At 40.7% G+C, this 19,242-nt stretch carries 15 protein-coding genes; 14 read left to right on the top strand and 1 reads right to left on the bottom strand.

Features of this window, described 5'->3' with window-relative positions:
- Nucleotide 1 precedes the first annotated feature (1 nt).
- From nqrE to FH971_RS15240, 8 genes are all read left to right on the top strand, one after another.
- Nucleotides 2-610 (top strand): NADH:ubiquinone reductase (Na(+)-transporting) subunit E, encoded by a 609-nt coding sequence (gene nqrE / locus FH971_RS15275; protein ID WP_011636427.1) that lies wholly within the window; start codon nt 2-4, stop codon nt 608-610.
- A 46-nt stretch (nt 611-656) separates the two neighbouring features.
- Nucleotides 657-1,904 (top strand): NADH:ubiquinone reductase (Na(+)-transporting) subunit F, encoded by a 1,248-nt coding sequence (gene nqrF, locus FH971_RS15270; protein WP_140234893.1) that lies wholly within the window; start codon nt 657-659, stop codon nt 1,902-1,904.
- 121 nt (nt 1,905-2,025) lie between these two features.
- Entirely contained in the window at nt 2,026-3,039 is a 1,014-nt protein-coding gene (locus FH971_RS15265) for an FAD:protein FMN transferase (RefSeq protein WP_140234892.1), read from the top strand.
- 57 nt (nt 3,040-3,096) lie between these two features.
- Complete coding sequence (gene nqrM, locus FH971_RS15260; RefSeq protein ID WP_137226196.1) at nt 3,097-3,321, top strand: (Na+)-NQR maturation NqrM; 225 nt, start codon at nt 3,097-3,099, stop codon at nt 3,319-3,321.
- A 244-nt stretch (nt 3,322-3,565) separates the two neighbouring features.
- A complete protein-coding gene (gene bfr, locus FH971_RS15255) occupies nt 3,566-4,036 on the top strand; it encodes a bacterioferritin (protein ID WP_137226198.1) in 471 nt (156 codons plus the stop codon).
- A gap of 12 nt (nt 4,037-4,048) precedes the next feature.
- Complete coding sequence (gene bfr / locus FH971_RS15250; protein ID WP_137226200.1) at nt 4,049-4,516, top strand: bacterioferritin; 468 nt, start codon at nt 4,049-4,051, stop codon at nt 4,514-4,516.
- 171 nt (nt 4,517-4,687) lie between these two features.
- Entirely contained in the window at nt 4,688-5,767 is a 1,080-nt protein-coding gene (dinB, locus tag FH971_RS15245) for a DNA polymerase IV (protein WP_140234891.1), read from the top strand.
- A 119-nt stretch (nt 5,768-5,886) separates the two neighbouring features.
- Nucleotides 5,887-7,115, top strand: a protein-coding gene (locus tag FH971_RS15240; RefSeq protein WP_140233926.1) for an IS3 family transposase whose coding sequence is annotated in 2 segments (ribosomal slippage) — nt 5,887-6,238 and nt 6,238-7,115 — 1,230 coding nt in all. Because the reading frame shifts where the segments join, the coding sequence is not laid out codon by codon here.
- Between the two features lie 48 nt (nt 7,116-7,163).
- Here the strand turns inward: FH971_RS15240 and FH971_RS15235 are convergent.
- Nucleotides 7,164-8,627, bottom strand: a complete 1,464-nt coding sequence (locus FH971_RS15235; protein WP_140234890.1) for an aminoacyl-histidine dipeptidase — start codon at nt 8,625-8,627, stop codon at nt 7,164-7,166.
- A gap of 465 nt (nt 8,628-9,092) precedes the next feature.
- On the opposite strand from FH971_RS15235, the gene FH971_RS15230 reads away from it, so the two are divergent.
- The 6 genes from FH971_RS15230 to dnaJ all read left to right on the top strand — a co-directional run bounded on the left by FH971_RS15230 (nt 9,093) and on the right by dnaJ (nt 19,142).
- The gene (locus FH971_RS15230) at nt 9,093-10,658 is read left to right on the top strand and encodes a M17 family metallopeptidase (protein WP_140234889.1); all 1,566 of its coding nucleotides are present in this window, start codon (nt 9,093-9,095) and stop codon (nt 10,656-10,658) included.
- Between the two features lie 910 nt (nt 10,659-11,568).
- Nucleotides 11,569-12,858: an NCS2 family permease gene (locus tag FH971_RS15225; RefSeq protein WP_137226208.1), complete on the top strand. Its 1,290-nt coding sequence runs from the start codon at nt 11,569-11,571 to the stop codon at nt 12,856-12,858.
- Between the two features lie 185 nt (nt 12,859-13,043).
- On the top strand, nt 13,044-14,153 hold the full coding sequence (proB, locus tag FH971_RS15220; RefSeq protein WP_140234888.1) for a glutamate 5-kinase: 1,110 nt from the start codon (nt 13,044-13,046) through the stop codon (nt 14,151-14,153).
- A gap of 10 nt (nt 14,154-14,163) precedes the next feature.
- The gene (locus tag FH971_RS15215; protein ID WP_140234887.1) at nt 14,164-15,438 is read left to right on the top strand and encodes a glutamate-5-semialdehyde dehydrogenase; all 1,275 of its coding nucleotides are present in this window, start codon (nt 14,164-14,166) and stop codon (nt 15,436-15,438) included.
- Between the two features lie 551 nt (nt 15,439-15,989).
- Nucleotides 15,990-17,906 carry a molecular chaperone DnaK gene (gene dnaK / locus FH971_RS15210; protein WP_137226214.1) on the top strand — a complete coding sequence of 639 codons (1,917 nt, stop codon included), beginning with the start codon at nt 15,990-15,992 and terminating at the stop codon, nt 17,904-17,906.
- A 111-nt stretch (nt 17,907-18,017) separates the two neighbouring features.
- The gene (gene dnaJ / locus FH971_RS15205) at nt 18,018-19,142 is read left to right on the top strand and encodes a molecular chaperone DnaJ (protein ID WP_137226216.1); all 1,125 of its coding nucleotides are present in this window, start codon (nt 18,018-18,020) and stop codon (nt 19,140-19,142) included.
- Nucleotides 19,143-19,242 lie beyond the last annotated feature (100 nt).

The raw sequence follows: 19,242 nt of genomic DNA, 5'->3' as shown, positions 1-19,242 counted from the left end.
AATGGAACATTATATTAGTTTATTAATTCGTTCAGTTTTCATTGAAAACATGGCACTAGCGTTCTTCTTAGGTATGTGTACTTTCTTAGCTGTATCAAAGAAAGTCACTACTGCGATGGGCCTTGGTGTTGCAGTTATCGTGGTGCTGGCTATTTCGGTTCCTGCTAACCAAATTATTTATCAAGGTTTATTGGCTCCAGGCGCATTAGCTTGGGCTGGTTTCCCTGATGCTGATTTGAGCTTCTTGAAGTTCATCACCTTTATCGGTGTGATTGCAGCACTTGTACAAATTTTGGAAATGGCTTTAGACAAGTATTTTCCACCTTTGTACAACGCGTTAGGTATTTTCTTACCTTTGATTACCGTGAACTGTGCAATTTTCGGTGCAGTATCTTTCATGGTTGAGCGTGATTATAACCTTGGCGAGAGCGTAGTATTTGGTATTGGCTCTGGCATTGGTTGGGCGTTAGCAATTGTATTGCTAGCCGGTATCCGCGAAAAGATGAAATACTCTGACGTGCCAAATGGCTTACGTGGCTTAGGTATTACCTTCGTTTCAGCAGGTCTTATGGCTCTAGGTTTCATGTCATTCTCTGGTGTTTCTCTTTAAGAGACATTGAGGCGACGCATTAATTTGAACCTTTAAGGATAAGTGAATGGGTATTCTTGAATCTACTCCACTAGATGTATATTTAGGTGTGAGTATGTTTACTGCAATTGTCTTGATTTTGGTATTAGTGATTTTATTCGCTAAATCAAAACTCGTGGCAAGCGGTGATATCAAAATTGGTATTAACGGTGATGCAGATAAAACAATTACAACAGGCGCTGGCGGTAAGTTACTTAACGTTTTAGCCGACAACGGCATCTTCGTATCAAGTGCGTGTGGCGGCGGTGGCTCATGTGGTCAGTGTCGTGTGCAAATTAAGTCTGGTGGTGGTGATATTCTTCCTACTGAGCTTGACCACATTAGTAAAGGCGAAGCTCGTGAAGGTTGTCGTTTATCTTGTCAGGTAAACGTCAAAACTGACATGGAAATTGAACTTGATGAAGAAATCTTTGGCATCAAGAAATGGGAATGTGAAGTTATCTCTAACGATAACAAAGCAACGTTTATTAAAGAACTTAAGCTGCAAATTCCTGATGGCGAAACAGTGCCTTTCCGTGCTGGTGGTTACATTCAAATTGAAGCACCTGCTCATCATGTTAAATATGCTGAGTTTGAAGTGCCTGATAAGTATCGTGGCGACTGGGAACACTTTGGTTTCTTCAAGTTAGAATCACAAGTAGACGAAGAAACTATTCGTGCTTACTCAATGGCTAACTACCCAGAAGAGTTTGGGATTATTATGTTGAACGTGCGTATTGCTACGCCACCGCCACGTAATTTAACCTTGCCTTGTGGTAAAATGTCTTCATACATCTGGAGCTTAAAAGCCGGTGATAAAGTCACTATTTCTGGTCCATTTGGTGAGTTTTTCGCTAAAGATACTGATGCGGAAATGGTCTTCATTGGTGGTGGTGCTGGTATGGCCCCTATGCGTTCACATATTTTTGACCAATTAAAGCGTCTTAAATCAAAACGTAAGATTAGCTTCTGGTACGGTGCGCGTTCTAAGCGTGAAATGTTCTATGTGGAAGATTTTGACGGCTTAGCGGCCGAGAATGAAAACTTCCAGTGGCATGTTGCGTTGTCAGATCCGCAAGCGGAAGATAACTGGACTGGTTATACTGGTTTCATTCATAACGTTTTGTATGAAAACTACTTGCGTGACCATGACGCTCCAGAAGATTGTGAGTTCTACATGTGTGGACCTCCAATGATGAATGCAGCCGTAATTGGTATGCTTAAAGATTTAGGTGTCGAAGATGAAAACATCTTATTAGATGATTTTGGCGGCTAATGAGTTAGCTCATTACATTGACATGTAAGTCATGAAAATTGCAGCAATGCAGACAGGGTGGTTAAACACGAGTCTGTGTGCTGCAATTTTTTTTATTCATTTGAAAAAGTGTAAATTTGAAATGACCGTAAATTCAATCAAGTTACTGCTATTGCCAGCCCTTTTGCTATTCGTCAGTGCATGCAGCTCACCAGAGCCGATGATTTCATTATCAGGTAGTACAATGGGGACCACATACCATATTAAAGTGGTACCTAATGAAAAATTACCAGAACCCCAATTACTTCAAGCTGAAATAGATATGGCCTTGGAAGTTGTTAATGATCAAATGTCGACCTATCGTCCAGACTCGGAACTGTCGAAATTTAATCAATTACAAATACAACAGAGAGTTAAGGTTTCAGCTGATACGATTAAAGTGATAAAAGAGGGAATGCGTCTTTATAAAGAGACCGATGGGGCGTTAGATATCACCTTAGGCCCAGTGGTTAACTTGTGGGGTTTTGGTCCAGATAAAAGACCTATTACTGAGCCAAGCCAAGCCCAAATTGATGCCGCAAAATCTAAAATGGGCATCAATGAATTGTCAATTAGTGGTCATAGCTTAATTAAGCATAATGCCGATTTATACATTGATTTATCATCAATTGCCAAAGGCTTTGGTGTTGATAAAATTGCGGCCATTTTAGATAAGTATCATGCCAGTGGTTACCTTGTAGAAATTGGTGGTGAGCTTAACGTCAAAGGCACTAAAGCTGATCATTCACCTTGGCGCGTCGCAGTTGAGCAACCCACTAGTGAAGGGCAAGTGGTGCAACAAGTGATTGAGCCAGGAACCATGTCATTAGCAACATCTGGCGATTATCGTAACTTTTATCAAGAAAATGGCGAACGTTTTTCACATTTGATTGATCCACGAAGTGGATATCCTATAAAGCATAAACTTGCGTCTGCAACCGTGTTAAACTCTAGTTGTATGACCGCAGATGGATATGCTACCGCCATGATGGTGTTAGGTACTGAGGCTTCCCTCGCACTTGCTAAAGAGAAACATTTAGCAATAATGCTGATAGAGAAGCAAGAGCAAGGTTTTAAGGTCTATTACAGTGATGCGTTTAAAGCGTATTTGAAATAGGTTTTTTTGATTCAAAACTACTCAAGCTTGAGCTGAATGAGTTGACTGGAGTTCGTTATGAGCACATTTATTGCTGCATTTGTGGTGTTATTATTATTTTTCTTATTGATGTCTGTCGGATATATCGTTAAAAAGAAAGCGGTTGAAGGCAGTTGTGGTGGTTTAGGTGTTTTAGGTATTGAAAAAGCCTGTGACTGTGATGATCCATGTGATGCTCGCAAGCGTCGTATGGAAAAAGATCAAGCTCGCAAAGAAATGCTTAATCAAAACCGCATTATTTAAGTCAAACGGTTTTATAAAAGCCATTTAAGAAACAATGTTTTTAGCGCTTACAATGTAAAGAGTCTTCATTTTGAAGGCTTTTTTTATGTCTTATTTTTAGATTGCCATTACAAATCTAAGTTGTAATGATAACGGTTATCAGTTGTAAGTGTGTGAAATAAAAAGGAAATTTGCCTTTCTCTCTACAGTGTTCTATTCTATGTGAAATTGATCGAGATCAAATTATTTATCAAGGGACATTACTATGAAAGGTCATCCTAAAGTCATCAGCCAACTCAATCGCGTACTTACTTGCGAGCTGACGGCCATTAACCAATACTTTTTACATGCTCGTATGTTTAAACATTGGGGTTTGGCTAAGCTTAATGAAAAAGAGTACAAAAAATCGATTGAAGACATGAAGCATGCTGACAAATTGATTGAACGTGTTTTGTTTCTTGAAGGTTTACCTAACCTACAACAGCTAGACAAACTTCGTATTGGTGAACATGCTGAAGAAATGCTTAGCTGTGACATGGCGGCAATAACGGCACAAATTGCCGTTTTGCGCGAAGCTATTGATATCTGCGAAACCCAGCAAGATTATGTTAGCCGTGATCTGCTTGAAGATTTACTAGAAGACGAAGAAGAGCACCTAGATTGGATTGAGTCGCAACAAGAGCTCATCACTCAAACCGGTATTCAAAATTATCTTCAATCACAAATTAACGACTAATAGGAACAGATTATGAAAGGTCATCCAGAAGTTATAGACGCCCTAAATCTTTTATTAACCGGTGAGTTGTCTGCCATGGATCAATATTTTGTCCATGCGCATATGTATGAAGATTGGGGATTCAATGAATTATATACTCGTATCTTGCATGAATCAGATGACGAAAAGTTGCACGCGGCAAAATTAGTCCAACGCATTTTATTCTTAGAAGGCACTCCCGATGTAGGTAGCCGTGAAGCATTGAATATTGGTAAAGACGTGCAAGAAATGTTTAGAAATGATTTGGCATATGAATATCATGTCGCTGATAATTTACGTAAGGTGATTGCCCTATGTGAAGAAAAAAATGATTATCAAACCCGCGAAATTTTAGAAGTATTACTTGATGACACGGAATCTGACCACATGTACTGGTTAGAAAAACAATTAGGTCTTATTGAGCGTGTAGGTTTGCAAAATTATTTGCAGACAAAAATGTAATTTATTTGTAAGAGCATATCATTTGCAAGATAGTATCATTTTTAGATTGTATCGTTTTTAGTTAACAGCCCAACTATGTTGGGCTTTTTTGTGTTTGCAAGAGAATGATTGAATACTGTTTTTGTATACAGTAGTATTACGGTTAATTAAGTTACTGGTAATGGTTACAGAATGCGTAAAATCATTCACATCGATATGGATTGCTATTTTGCTGCCGTTGAAATGCGAGATTTTCCTGAACTTCGAGGGAAAGCTATCGCTGTTGGCGGCAGAAGCGATCGACGAGGTGTGATAAGCACATGCAGTTATGAGGCCCGTAAATTTGGGGTCCGCAGTGCCATGTCCAGTTATCACGCACTGCAATTGTGCCCGAATCTAATTTTAGTGCCTGGGCGAATGGATGTGTATAAATCAGTATCATTGCAAATACGTGAGATTTTTCATCGATACACTGATCTGGTTGAGCCATTGTCTTTAGATGAGGCTTACCTTGATGTTAGCGACTGCCAAGCTCATCAAGGCAGTGCCACGTTAATCGCTAAAGCAATCCGCGATGATATTTTTAACGTTACCGGGTTAACGGCTTCAGCCGGTATTGCACCCATTAAGTTTCTAGCCAAAATTGCTTCCGATTTAAATAAGCCAAATGGTCAATATGTGATTACCCCGAATCAAATTGGCGATTTTGTCAAAGACCTACCCCTGAGTAAAATTCCTGGTGTTGGTAAAGTCACCTCAAAAAAGCTAGCCGATATAGGTTTAACCACTTGTTATGATGTGCAGCAATATTCCAAACCTCAGTTAATCGATGCTTTCGGTAAATTTGGCCATGTGTTAATAGAGCGTTCTCAAGGTATCGATACCAGGCAAATTAGCCCTCACCGAGTGCGTAAATCGGTTGGTGTTGAAACGACGTTAGCCAAAGACATTTTTACTTTAGAACAATGTCATCAAGTATTACCACAGCTTATTCAAGAACTGAGTACTCGTGTTCATCGAAGTGCTAAAGACAGGCAAATCCATAAGCAGGTCGTTAAACTTAAATTTAACGACTTTAAACAAACTACCATTGAGCATCGCAGTGATGAGATTTCAATTAATTTGTTTCATGAGTTGTTATTGCAAGCTTTGCAGCGCAGCCAAGGACGAGGGATCCGTTTGGTTGGCGTGAGTGTTGGTTTAGCGGATGTAACGTTGGCAACGGCAGATAACGGTGTGGATCAAATTACTCAACTCGATTTACAGTTTTAATATTTCATACGTTGAAGTTCTTTATACCAATGGGTACAAAAAAGGCGACATTTCTGTTGCCTTTTTTGAGTCTGTAAATGTCCCGTCCTGAGATAAGTTGACACATTGGAGACTTATCTATGAAACCTTCAGTATCAATCAATATAAAACGTACTCAACGAGATTACACATTAGGCTTTAAATTAGCGGTTGTTAGTCAAGTAGAAAAAGGCGAGCTAACGTATAAGCAAGCTCAAAACCACTATGGCATTCAAGGGAGAAGTACCGTCCTAACATGGTTACGAAAACATGGTAGATTAGATTGGTCCCAGCCGATTGAGCATTCACCTATGTCCAAATCTACAGAAACACCCGCCCAGAAAATCAAACGATTAGAGAAACAAGTCTCCAATCTCGAAATGAAAAATATGATTTATGGCGATATGGTCGAGTTACTTAAAAATGAGTACGGTATTGATTTAGAAAAAAAGTACTTAGCCGAACGCTCTGGCTTGCCAAAGAAAAAGGCACTGTAAAGCTAGCGACAGCGAGTCGGCAGTTTAACCTATCAAGACAAGCTGTTTATCAATGGAAGCAGCGCTTAGCAGCAAGAGCTGACATGTTAAAACCGGTGATGACTATGGTTATGTATTGGCGTCAGTTCATGCCCAGAGTGGGTACGCGTAAGCTTTATCAACTCATCAAGCCACAGTTACTTGAACAAGGCATAAAGCTAGGTAGGGACGGCCTATTTCAGTATTTAAAACAACACAATATGTTAGTAAAGCCTAGGAAGAATTACACCAAGACAACCCATAGCCACCATTGGTTGAGAAAACACCCAAACTTACTCAAAGACAGAGTGGTGAAGAGCGTTGAAGAGGTATTTGTCAGTGACATAACCTACGTAAAATCAGACGAAGGAACTCACTATTTATCATTAGTCACAGATGCATATTCAAGAAAAATAATGGGTTATGAATTAAGTGATGAAATGAAAGCCAGTGATGTTGTTAAAGCATTGGAGATGACGATAAAGAATCGTCAGACAACCAGTGATGTCATTCATCATTCAGATAGAGGGATACAGTACTGCTCAGCAGAATATCAACATAAATTGGCTGCGAATGCGATAAGGCCATCGATGACAGATGGGTATGATTGTTATCAGAATGCGTTAGCTGAGCGAGTGAATGGTATTTTGAAGCAAGAGTTTTTACTTTACCGCTGTCGTACGATGAAGGAGCTGGCAATACTCATCAAAGAATCTATTAGGATTTATAACGAGTTAAGACCGCACCTTAGTTTAGGAATGAAAACCCCAAACGAAGTGCATGAAAAAGCCAGTCGGGAGTTCCAACTGGCTTAATAAAAACCGTCAACCTATTTTAGGACTAGACAAAATTATTGATCGTGATTAAGCTTCTTTAGCTGGAATACGTGCCAATACTGCAAGTAACAATTCCCAGTATTGACCAACAGTAGTGATGTTGACCTTTTCATCCGGGCTGTGTGGATAGCGAATTGTTGGGCCAATCGATACCATGTCCATAAGCGGGTAGGGTTCTTTGAATAAACCACATTCAAGACCTGCATGGATTACCATAATGGTAGGATCTTTTTTATAAATGTCGTTATAGGTTTCACGCACAATCGCCATTACTGGTGAACTGGTGTCTGGTTTCCAGCCCGGATATGCACCGCTTAAATCAATACTCGCCCCAGAAAGGTTAGCCAATGCAGTCAGCATGCCTGTGACTTCTTCACGACCCGAGTCAATTAATGAGCGAATAAGACATAGCACTTCAACGCTTTCATCTTCAGTACTAATGACACCGATATTCAATGATGTTTCTGTAACACCTTCCACTTCATCACTCATGCGGATCACCCCGTTAGGGCTAGCATGCAGTAGGTCAATTAAGGTATTTTGCGCTTCTTCGCCCATGACTTTCGTTGGTGGCTCTATTGTGGCTAACGTGAGTGTCATGGATGGATCTGCAACGGCTAATTCTTCACGAACTAACGCTTGGAATGTTTCAATGGCTTGCTTTAATGCTTCAATGTTTTCAGCCGGCAACATAAATTGAACGTTAGCTTCACGCGGAATCGCATTACGCAGCGAGCCACCGCTAAAGCTGACAAGCTCTAGGGCTAATTCGTCACTGTATTTAAATAGAAAGCGAGCCAGTAACTTATTTGCATTGCCACGACCAAGGTGAATATTCACCCCTGAATGACCGCCTTTTAAGCCTGACATGGTTAATGAGAAACTGGCATTACTTTGCTCTGGTGCTTGCCAAGACATGGGAACGCTTATCTGAGCGTCAACACCGCCCGCACAGCCCATGTAGATTTCACCTTCTTGTTCAGAATCTGTATTAATTAAAATATCAGCTTCAAGGTAACCCGCTTCTAATCCAAAAGCCCCTGTCATACCGGCTTCTTCATCAATAGTGAGCAGTACTTCCAGTGGCCCGTGTTTAATGTCTTTACTGCCTAAAACAGCCAACGCTGAAGACATACCAATACCATTGTCTGAGCCTAAGGTTGTGCCTTTGGCTTTAACCCAATCACCGTCAACATAGGCTTCAATAGGGTCGGTTTCAAAGTTATGTACCTTATCGGCATTTTTCTGCGGCACCATATCAATATGTGCTTGTAACACCACTTTTTTACAGTTTTCCATTCCTGCTGTAGCAGGCTTACGGATGATTAAATTTCCGACTTTGTCTTCAACAACAGCAAGGCCTTGTGCTTTTGCCCATTGCTGAATGTATTGCGACAATGCATGTTCATGTTTTGATGGATGTGGAATAGCGCAAATTTGTTCAAACCATTGCCATAGAGGCTGAGGATATAATTGAGTTAATGCAGTCACGAAACGCCCTCTAAGATGAAATTGAGTCGATATACGACAAAAATATAACTGCAGCTATTTTAACATATTCTGCGCAGTTACTTGATATTGCAGCACCGATTTGCCAAGGTTTAGTCCACAATTGTGTAAATAATTATGAACCCATCAATTTGCTTGTCTAGGGCTATTGATGTTTGGTGTTTTAAATATGTTTGAGATAAATGCCCCGTGCTCTATGTCACAAGGTGTCACTACTTGTGCCGTCTAGAATGCTAAGCAAATACCTTGCAAAAAAATGCCTTCAAAAAAACAAGATCGTTTAGCTGAATATTCGGGCAGCGCTTGTGGCTTCTATGTACAGAGTTATCGTCTACTTATGTGGATCCGCTGTATTTCATCCGCTCAGCATTGTATTAACGTGACACAAACTACTGCCAAATCGATCTTGAAAGATCAATGGCCATTGCAATAGATTAAGGATTTTTTATGACCCCAATTAATAAACAAGTAAACAAAGCTATTAGTGCGTTTCAAGTACCCATTATTGATGTATCCAGTGATGAGGCTATTTTTGAAGGAGAGGGGGAAGGTTGGGATGCTGTGGTAGTCGTTGCTACAAGCCTGGCAGACATTAAGCAAGATGAAATCAGTTTGCTGGCGGCACATGCGAGTCAAATTGATAAGCGTGTAGGTAAAAGTGCCACACTATTATTTGCTCCAGGTTTGGCTGGTGGCCGCTTAATCATCTCGCCCGTGGTGGATAGCGAGAATGAATACTGTGATGTCAGGATTTTTGCTAAAGCAGCAAGGGAGGGGATTGCTATCGCCAAAGCTGCTGGGGCTACTAAACCTTTATTAGTAGTACCAGCTGTAAGTGATAAACGCTTTGCTAATGCTGAACAAGTGGCAGCATTGGCATGTGGCCAAGAGCTGTGGCAACCGTTAGAGGCCCGTGAAGCAAACTCATTATCGCCGAGTTTAGAGGCCATTGGATTATTAAATACGGCTATACATAGTGTGTTAATTAATGCAGCTGAAGCTGGACGAGTATTAGCGCGAGATCTTTGCGGCACTGAGCCTGAGAGAATGTCGGCTATCGGGTTTGCCCAATATTGTGTTGATGCTTTCGCTGATAGCGGATTAGCAGTGTCTGTCATTGATCAAGTGGAGCTGTTAACAACGCAATATCCACTATTAAGCGCTGTTGGCAGAAGCTCATTTGGGGTTGAACGTCACCATCCTCGAGTGGTAAAGCTTGAATATGTCGGCGAGGGCACTATATGCAAAACGTTATTCTTTGCTGGTAAAGGAGTGATATACGATACGGGTGGCGCAGATATCAAAGTAGCAGGGTCAATGGCGGGAATGAGCCGTGATAAAGGCGGTGCGGCTGCAGTGGCAGGATTAATGAAGGCATTATCGATTCTTAAACCTAAAGGCATCAAAGTTGTAGCTGAGCTTGGGTTGGTTAGAAACAGCATCGGCAGTGATGCGTTTGTCACTGATGAAATTATTGCCAGTCATGCAGGTGTGCGAGTTCGCATTGGTAATACCGATGCAGAAGGGCGTTTAGTGTTAGCTGATTTGTTATCGCATTTGCGTATTCAGGCACAAACGTCTGTGAATCCCCAATTGTTTTCGGTCGCAACCTTAACGGGGCATGTCGTACGTGCGTATGGTGGTTACCCTGCTTTAGTTGAAAATAGTGCAGCCAAAAGACAAGACGTTGCAGAGTCATTGGCTGAGGTGGGAGAGTTATGGGGGGAGCCATTTGAAGTGTCTCGTTTACGAAATGAAGATTTTGATAAAGTGGCAGATAAAAATGGCGCTGCCGATGTGGTGTCATCTAACAATGGCCCGTCTTCAATTACAGCTCGCGGACATCAATATCCCGCAGCATTCTTAATAAAAGCTTCTGGTTTAGGGGATACAACATTGGCATTTACTCATATTGATATCGCTGGTAGTGCTGTTGAAGGGGATCCGCTCTATGGTAAGCCGACAGCTAGCCCTTTGGTTGCTTTATTACAGTTTTTAAAGTTATCAAAATAGCAGTGATAACACATTGTTTTCTAACAAATATTAACTTTGTTAACATTGGGTAAACAATAGTTATACATAGTTTTAATACAAGATTAATGTAATCAAATCACTTTATTCGAGTTTTTTGTGAATAAACGCAAATAATACTTGTAATTAAATTACAGTTTTGTATAATTATCTTCGTCGACAAGCAGTGTGTTCGTCGACTCTAGTTAATCCAGGATGGATATAGCCTCCAAGGATCTGAGTGACAAGTTGTCTCAATGGATTTGAGTAATGTACGTTCCAGGGAACCGAGCCAAGCTTTACTAGGTTTATGCAACTTTACTTAATTTAGGAGAAAGACTATGTCTTATACAGGTAACAGCAAATTTTATTGGCAAAACACTTGGTTTGCTGATGTAACAGTTTTACGTGGCGGTATATTCGCCATGAAACGTTAAGAACTGACCCTCTTTACGTAGCGTTAATATCCATCAACCTTTTGTTCGTCTCGTTTGACGGTTTTAGACAAGGTGGTAAATTATTTAATTTATCACTACATCACATTAAGTGGTGCTAGCTTTCCTTTCCCCATATGGGATGCTTGTAACATGTCTGCCTACTCTTTTGAGTAGGCTTTTTTTTGCCTAAAATTTAGTTAGACTTTGGCTAGAGCTTCGCTAGATTCTAGTAAGGTTGTAGTTAGAATGTAGTTAATGGTTTTAGTGCGCTATATAAAAAACTGAAATCTTTCAACAAAAAGGCTATTGATAGCTATCAAGGTCGTAAGTATTTATAATTCTCAAGATTAAAGTGAACCCTCGGTAATGATGGTGATTTTGCTCTAAAGGTAAGCTGTAAATGCTTATCTCATCCTCATCTACAACAATTAAAACGATTAACTCAATGTTAACCTTTGCCCAAGGAACCCCGTTCCATGTTAGAAAAATTATTTAAGCTTAAACAGAACAACACTAGCCTTAAACAAGAGGCTATCGCCGGTCTAACGACTTTCTTAACTATGGCTTACATCATATTTGTTAATCCTATGATGCTTGCTGATGCTGGGATGGATCATGGTGCGGTATTTGTTGCTACATGTTTAGCCGCTGCTATTGGTTGCTTGGTTATGGGCTTACTGGCAAATTATCCTATCGCATTAGCACCAGGAATGGGTTTGAATGCCTTTTTTACTTATACGGTAGTAGGGGAAATGGGCTATAGCTGGGAAACCGCACTTGGTGCGGTATTTATGTCTGGGGTATGTTTTTTAATATTATCGTTGGTGAGAATACGTGAGTGGATTGTAAATAGTATTCCAATGTCATTGCGCTTTGGTATTGCGGCTGGTATTGGGTTGTTTTTAGCCTTAATCGGTTTGAAAAATGCCGGCATTGTTGTAGCGAGTCCAGCAACAATAGTGACCATGGGTGATATCACTTCATTTCCTGCTGTGATGGCTGCATTAGGCTTTTTCCTAATTATTGCCATGGTACACCGTGGCTTAAAAGCTGCAGTTATTTTTAGTATTTTGATCGTAACGGTTTTAGGGATGATATTTGGTGATGTGCAGTATCAAGGTTTAATTTCTATGCCGCCGTCTATTATGCCGACATTTATGAAAATGGACTTATCTAGTGTATTAGAAGTAAGTATGTTGTCTGTGGTGTTTGCTTTCTTGTTTGTCGATTTATTTGACACTTCTGGCACTTTGGTTGCTGTCGCCCAACGTGGCGGATTACTCGATGAAAAAGGGCGGTTGCCTAGAGTTAAACGTGCACTAACGGCGGATAGTATTGCGACTATTACTGGTGCTGCATTAGGCACATCAACAACCACCAGCTACATCGAAAGTATTGCTGGTGTGAGCGTGGGCGGTCGTACAGGTTTAACCGCCGTTATTGTTGGCTTACTCTTTTTAGCCGCTTTATTTGTTTCACCATTAGCGGGTATGGTGCCAGCATATGCAACAACGGGAACCTTGTTTTATGTTGCAATTCTAATGATGTCTGGTTTGGTAAATGTTGACTGGGAAGATATTACTGAAGCAGCTCCTGTAGTTGTGACGTGTTTATTAATGCCATTAACCTTCTCAATTGCCAGTGCGATTGGTCTTGGGTTTATTTCTTATGCGGTGATCAAATTAATGACAGGACGTTTTAAGGATTTAAACGCGGGTGTTTTAGTGGTGGCAGCATTATTTATTGCTAAGTTTATTTATAGCTAATCGGTAACCCATGAATATGGGTAAATGGTAATTTATTGGCTTAGGTCAATACAAAAAGGGCTTATTGCCCTTTTTTGTTTTTTTAAACGCAAAAATATAACTGTATTAGTGGCTTTCACTATGAATTTTCGTGTTAATTGGGTATAAAAATGAATTACATATTTTTAGTTAACTGAGTAACACAAATGGGTTATCGCCGCGTGGTTGTTAAGTTGGGCACCAGTGTACTGACATCAGGCAGTAAAAAGCTTGATAAGGCACATATGGTCGAATTGGCCAGACAAATGGCATCGCTTATGCGTTCAGGTGTAGAAGTTGTATTATGTACATCCGGGGCGATAGCGGCCGGACGAGAGCATTTAAATTACCCTTTATTACCCGATACTATGGCGAACAAACAGTTACTTGCGGCAGTGGGTCAGAGTCAGTTAATTTTGGCTTGGTCGCAATTATTCAGTATTTACGGTTTACATGTAGGTCAATTACTACTGACTCGAGCTGATTTACAAGATCGTGAGCGTTATTTAAATGCTCGCGATACCTTAAATGCCTTATTAACTCATAATATTATTCCCATTATTAATGAAAATGATGCCGTCGCAACCAATGAAATTAAAGTGGGGGATAACGATAACTTATCTGCCCGAGCAGCCCTACTTTGTGATGCAGATTTATTGATTTTACTCACTGACCAAAAAGGCTTATTTGATGCAGATCCTCGTACTCACCCAAATGCACAGCTGATTAAACAAGTCGTCAATATTGATGACAGTTTGCGTTTATTGGCAGGCGGTTCAGTGTCTGGTCTTGGAACCGGCGGAATGGCAACCAAACTTGAAGCGGCGGATGTGGCTCGGCGTGCGGGGATTGAAGTGGTCATTGCATCGGGACATCATCCTGATGTGATTACTAAACTGGCGGCTAAGGAGTCAGTCGGTACTCATTTTAGCGCCATAGAAAATCCATTGGAAAGTCGTAAACAATGGATTCTTGCTGGGCCCACTTCGCAAGGGAAATTAATTGTTGATGCTGGAGCTTCTGTCGCTGTGGTGACCAATGGTCGCAGTTTACTCTCTAAAGGTATTGTTGATGTTGAGGGACACTTTGATCGCGGGGCGACCTTACTCATAGTGAATCAAACAGGCAAGATTCTGGCTAAAGGGATAAGTCGATATTGTGCTAATGATTTAATTAAAATTAGTGGCAAGCATTCTAATGATATTGAAAATCTGCTTGGCTATAACTACGGTGATGCCGTGGTTCATCGAAATGATATGGTCGTACTTGATAATTAAGGATAAATAGATGTCAGCCACAGAAACAGAATATTTAACCCAATTAGGTCAACGTGCTAAGGCGGCGAGTTTTATATTAGCTAACTTAACGGCTAAACAGAAAACAGCACTATTAACGACAATTGCCGACCATTTAACGTTGCATAAAAATGAGATTTTACAGGCAAATGCGCAAGATGTCGCCGCAGCGAAACAAAATGGGTTAACCGACGCTATGGTTGATAGATTGATGCTGGATGAAGGGCGACTCGGCGGTATTATTGCTGATATTGATAATGTCATCTCATTGGCCGATCCCATCGGTAAGGACGCTGAAAGTCGGATATTGGACAATGGTTTACGCTTAACTCGCCGCAGTGTGCCATTAGGTGTGGTTGGGGTTATTTATGAAGCTCGTCCAAATGTTACTGTTGATATTGCGGTGTTGGCGTTAAAGACAGGTAATGCTGTGATTTTGCGTGGTGGTAAAGAAACCTTAACGTCCAATAAAGTGTTAAGTGAAGTGATCCGAGAAGCGCTGACTAGCTTAGATTTGCCTAAAGATGCCGTACAGTTAATTGATTCACCAGATCGTAGTTTGGTTAGTGGTTTACTCAGACTGGATAAATATGTCGATATGATTATTCCTCGAGGGGGACAGCATCTACAAAGACTGTGTGCTGAACAGTCGAGTATCCCAGTGATTTTAGGTGGAATTGGAATTTGTCATTTATATGTTGATAAGCAAGCCGACTTAATGCGCGCAATCGAGGTAATTGCCAACGCCAAAGTTCAGCGTCCGACAGTGTGTAATGCCCTAGATACCTTATTAGTTCATCAAGACGTTGCCGCTGATTTTATTCCCAACATAGCGTCACACTTGCATTCGTTAGGCGTCCGTTTTCATGCTTGTGTAAACAGTTTTCATTATCTTGAAGGTTTAGGGTTTGATGTTACCCCCGCACATGATGAATCATTTTCGACTGAATGGTTATCGCTGACATTAGGGATTAAAGTCGTCAATAACATTGATGAAGCGGTAGGGCATATTCGCCAATATTCGACAGGGCATTCTGAAGCAATTTTGACTGATAATATCAATACCGCAAGTGAGTTTATGAACCAAGTCGATTCGGCTGCTGTGTATGTTAACGCCAGTACTCGCTTTACTGATGGTTCACAATTCGGCCTTGGCGCTGAAGTTGCTGTGAGTACCCAGAAGTTACACGCTCGTGGTCCAATGGGTTTAGATGCTCTGACTACCTATAAGTGGCTCGCTTGGGGGGATTACACCAGCAGACAATAATCAGTTTGTTATAACTATGGCAAAAAAGGGTACAGGTAAGTGCCCTTTTGTTATTGGTATTTTATGCCAATAACTAGAAATAGTGTGTTCTAGCAAAATAATCAATAAAGCAATGATCAATAGGTAATTATCAAGGTTAATGTCATAACCAGCTCTATAGTATTGAACTACATAGACCCAATGCCACTTCAAAGGTACTTGCCGCCTACAAAAAATAATATCGCTTCAAAACCATATAGAGACATAACTTGAAACGATGTCACAGATATTATTTTTATGGGTAACTTAAGCGTGCTTTATCATTTTTATGTGAAATACCCTTACGTGTTGCCATTTCGCGGTGATATCAGTAAAACACGATAAAATTTTACTTGTCCCCTTGTAATTTATTTTGTTGTCCCAATATAGGTATCAAGGCAGATATGAGTGGTTAATATTGAACCTCAAGTTAGAAAACAAAATACTTGAATAACTTGTTGTTCGTCCCCATATCTACATCAAACAACGTATTTTTATATTTTCGACGACTAACGTCAATTTCGGAGGACCCCATGGGCAAAATTATTGGTATCGATTTAGGAACGACAAACTCTTGTGTGGCTGTCCTTGATGGCGGCAAAGCACGCGTAATTGAAAACGCAGAGGGCGACCGTACAACTCCTTCAATCATTGCTTACACTGAAGAAGAAACGATTGTTGGTCAACCAGCAAAACGTCAAGCTGTAACCAACCCAACAAATACTTTCTTTGCTATTAAGCGTTTAATTGGTCGTCGTTTTAAAGATGACGAAGTTCAGCGCGATGTAAACATCATGCCATTCAAAATTATCGCTGCTGATAATGGTGATGCATGGGTTGAGTCTCGTGGCAACAAAATGGCTCCACCACAAGTTTCAGCTGAAATCTTGAAAAAGATGAAAAAGACAGCAGAAGACTTTTTAGGTGAAGAAGTAACAGAAGCCGTTATTACTGTTCCTGCTTACTTTAATGATTCACAACGTCAAGCAACTAAAGATGCTGGCCGTATCGCTGGTTTAGATGTTAAGCGTATTATCAACGAGCCAACAGCTGCAGCACTAGCTTATGGTATTGATAAAAAGCAAGGCGATAACGTTGTTGCTGTATACGACTTAGGTGGTGGTACTTTCGATATCTCTATTATCGAAATCGACAGTAACGACGGCGATCAAACATTTGAAGTATTAGCAACCAATGGTGATACTCATTTAGGTGGTGAAGACTTTGATAACCGTTTAATTAACTATTTAGCTGACGAATTCAAAAAAGACCAAGGCTTAGATCTACGTAAAGATCCTTTAGCTATGCAACGTTTGAAAGAAGCTGCTGAAAAAGCAAAAATCGAGCTTTCAAGCACTAACCACACTGAAGTTAACTTACCTTATATCACTGCTGATACCTCTGGTCCTAAGCACTTAGTGGTTAAAATTACTCGAGCTAAGTTAGAGTCATTGGTTGAAGATTTAATTCAACGTACTTTAGAACCGTTAAAAGTAGCACTTGCTGATGCTGACTTAAAAGTCTCAGACATCAACGAAGTGATTCTTGTTGGTGGTCAGACTCGTATGCCTAAAGTACAAGAAGCCGTTACTAACTTCTTTGGTAAAGAGCCACGTAAAGACGTTAACCCAGATGAAGCTGTAGCTGTAGGCGCGGCAATTCAAGCTGGTGTATTGTCTGGTGAAGTGAAAGACGTTCTATTACTTGACGTTACGCCGTTATCATTTGGTATTGAAACCATGGGTGGCGTAATGACTAAGCTTATCGAGAAGAACACAACTATCCCGACAAAAGCGAGCCAAACGTTCTCTACTGCTGATGACAACCAAAGTGCGGTAACCATTCACGTGTTACAAGGTGAGCGTAAGCAATCAAGCTACAATAAGTCTTTAGGTCAATTCAACCTTGAAGGTATTGAACCAGCTCCACGTGGTCAACCACAAGTTGAAGTTGCATTTGACATTGATGCTGATGGTATCTTAAAAGTGTCAGCAACAGACAAGAAAACCGGTAAAGCTCAAAACATCACTATTAAAGCTAACTCAGGTTTATCTGATGAAGAAGTTGAGCAAATGGTTCGTGATGCAGAAGCTCACGCTGATGAAGATGTAAAATTTGAAGAGTTAGTTCACGCACGTAACCAAGCTGACGGCTTAGTTCACTCAACTAAGAAACAAGTTGAAGAAGCGGGCGATGACTTACCTAGCGAAGACAAAGAGAAAATTGAAGCGGCTATCGCAACTTTAGAAACTGCTATTAAAGGCAATGAAAAAGAAGCAATGGATACAGCAACTCAAGCTCTTATCGAAGCATCTGCTAAGCTAATGGAAATCGCTCAAGCGAAAGCTCAAGCTGGCGCAGAAGGCCAAGCTTCTGGTGCTGACCAAGAAAAACCTGCTGATGATGTTGTTGATGCTGAGTTCGAAGAAGTTGAAGAAGACAAAAAGTAATTAATACTTTCAGTTAGTTATCATTGAAGCGGGCGTTGAGGTTATCCTCATACGCCCGTTTGTATAAATTAAGTTTAGCAACTTACTTAAATCTTCGAGAAACAAAATATTATGTCAAAGCGTGATTTTTACGAAGTTCTCGGTGTTGCTCGTGACACCAGTGAACGCGAAATTAAAAAAGCGTATAAACGCTTAGCGATGAAATTTCATCCAGATCGAAACCCAGGTGACAAAGTCGCAGAAGCTAGCTTTAAAGAGATTAAAGAAGCGTACGAAATTTTAACCGACAGCGATAAGAAAGCAGCATATGACCAATTTGGCCATGCTGGCGTTGATCCTAATCGTGGACACGGTGGTGGCCAAGGTGATTTTGGCGATATCTTTGGTGATGTTTTCGGGGATATTTTCGGCGGTGGTCGTCGTGGCGGACAACGTCAAGCGGCGCGCGGAAGTGACTTACGTTATAATCTTGAATTGTCTTTAGAAGAAGCAGTTCGTGGTTTAACTAAAGAATTGCGTATTCCGACATTAGCCGCTTGTGATTTGTGTGACGGTAGCGGTGCTAAAAAAGGCACATCTGCAACCACATGTGGCACTTGTCATGGCCAAGGCCAAGTGCAAATGCGTCAAGGATTCTTTGCTGTTCAACAAGCCTGTCCTACTTGTCATGGTCGCGGTAAGATCATTAAAGAGCCATGCAGCAAATGTCATGGTGAAGGACGCGTTGAGAAAAGCAAAACCTTATCGGTTAAAATTCCTGCAGGTGTTGATACTGGCGATCGTATTCGTCTTACTGGCGAAGGTGAGGCGGGTGAGTTTGGTGCGCCTCCTGGTGATTTATATGTTCAGGTCAGCGTACGTGAGCATGCTATATTTACTCGCGATGCCAACAACCTTTATTGTGAAGTGCCAATTTCATTCAGTAAAGCAGCATTAGGTGGCGAAATTGAAGTCCCAACACTAGACGGTAAAGTGAGCCTTAAAATTCCAACAGAAACCCAAACTGGGCGTATGTTCCGTTTACGCGGTAAAGGGGTTAAGTCAGTTCGTAGCCATGCAGTAGGTGATTTACTGTGTAAAGTGGTTATGGAAACGCCTGTGAATCTGAATGAAAAACAAAAAGATTTACTGCGTGAATTTGAGGCAACCTTAACGGGTGAATCGAAAAAACACAGTCCAAAAGCGGAAGGTTTTTTTGATGGTGTAAAAAAGTTCTTTCAGGACTTAAACAGTTAATCACTATTCATAGAAAGTGATCATCAATAAAGGCTGTTTACTTTGGGTAAACAGCCTTTTTTATTGGGATATAGAATTTATTTGTATTCATGACTAATTA

It is taken from the genome of Shewanella polaris (genome assembly GCF_006385555.1).
In the GTDB taxonomy this organism is placed as follows: Bacteria; Pseudomonadota; Gammaproteobacteria; order Enterobacterales; family Shewanellaceae; genus Shewanella; species Shewanella polaris.
Note: the sequence above shows the minus strand (reverse complement) of the source record. Positions and strands in the feature narration are given on the sequence as shown.

Excerpts from the sequence above, each read along its gene's own strand:
- nqrE (WP_011636427.1), top strand. The coding sequence starts at position 2 with ATGGAACATTATATTAGTTTATTAATTCGTTCAGTTTTCATTGAAAAC.
- nqrF (WP_140234893.1), top strand. The coding sequence starts at position 657 with ATGGGTATTCTTGAATCTACTCCACTAGATGTATATTTAGGTGTGAGT.
- FH971_RS15265 (WP_140234892.1), top strand. The coding sequence starts at position 2,026 with ATGACCGTAAATTCAATCAAGTTACTGCTATTGCCAGCCCTTTTGCTA.
- nqrM (WP_137226196.1), top strand. The coding sequence starts at position 3,097 with ATGAGCACATTTATTGCTGCATTTGTGGTGTTATTATTATTTTTCTTA.
- bfr (WP_137226198.1), top strand. The coding sequence starts at position 3,566 with ATGAAAGGTCATCCTAAAGTCATCAGCCAACTCAATCGCGTACTTACT.
- bfr (WP_137226200.1), top strand. The coding sequence starts at position 4,049 with ATGAAAGGTCATCCAGAAGTTATAGACGCCCTAAATCTTTTATTAACC.
- dinB (WP_140234891.1), top strand. The coding sequence starts at position 4,688 with ATGCGTAAAATCATTCACATCGATATGGATTGCTATTTTGCTGCCGTT.
- FH971_RS15230 (WP_140234889.1), top strand. The coding sequence starts at position 9,093 with ATGACCCCAATTAATAAACAAGTAAACAAAGCTATTAGTGCGTTTCAA.
- FH971_RS15225 (WP_137226208.1), top strand. The coding sequence starts at position 11,569 with ATGTTAGAAAAATTATTTAAGCTTAAACAGAACAACACTAGCCTTAAA.
- proB (WP_140234888.1), top strand. The coding sequence starts at position 13,044 with ATGGGTTATCGCCGCGTGGTTGTTAAGTTGGGCACCAGTGTACTGACA.
- FH971_RS15215 (WP_140234887.1), top strand. The coding sequence starts at position 14,164 with ATGTCAGCCACAGAAACAGAATATTTAACCCAATTAGGTCAACGTGCT.
- dnaK (WP_137226214.1), top strand. The coding sequence starts at position 15,990 with ATGGGCAAAATTATTGGTATCGATTTAGGAACGACAAACTCTTGTGTG.
- dnaJ (WP_137226216.1), top strand. The coding sequence starts at position 18,018 with ATGTCAAAGCGTGATTTTTACGAAGTTCTCGGTGTTGCTCGTGACACC.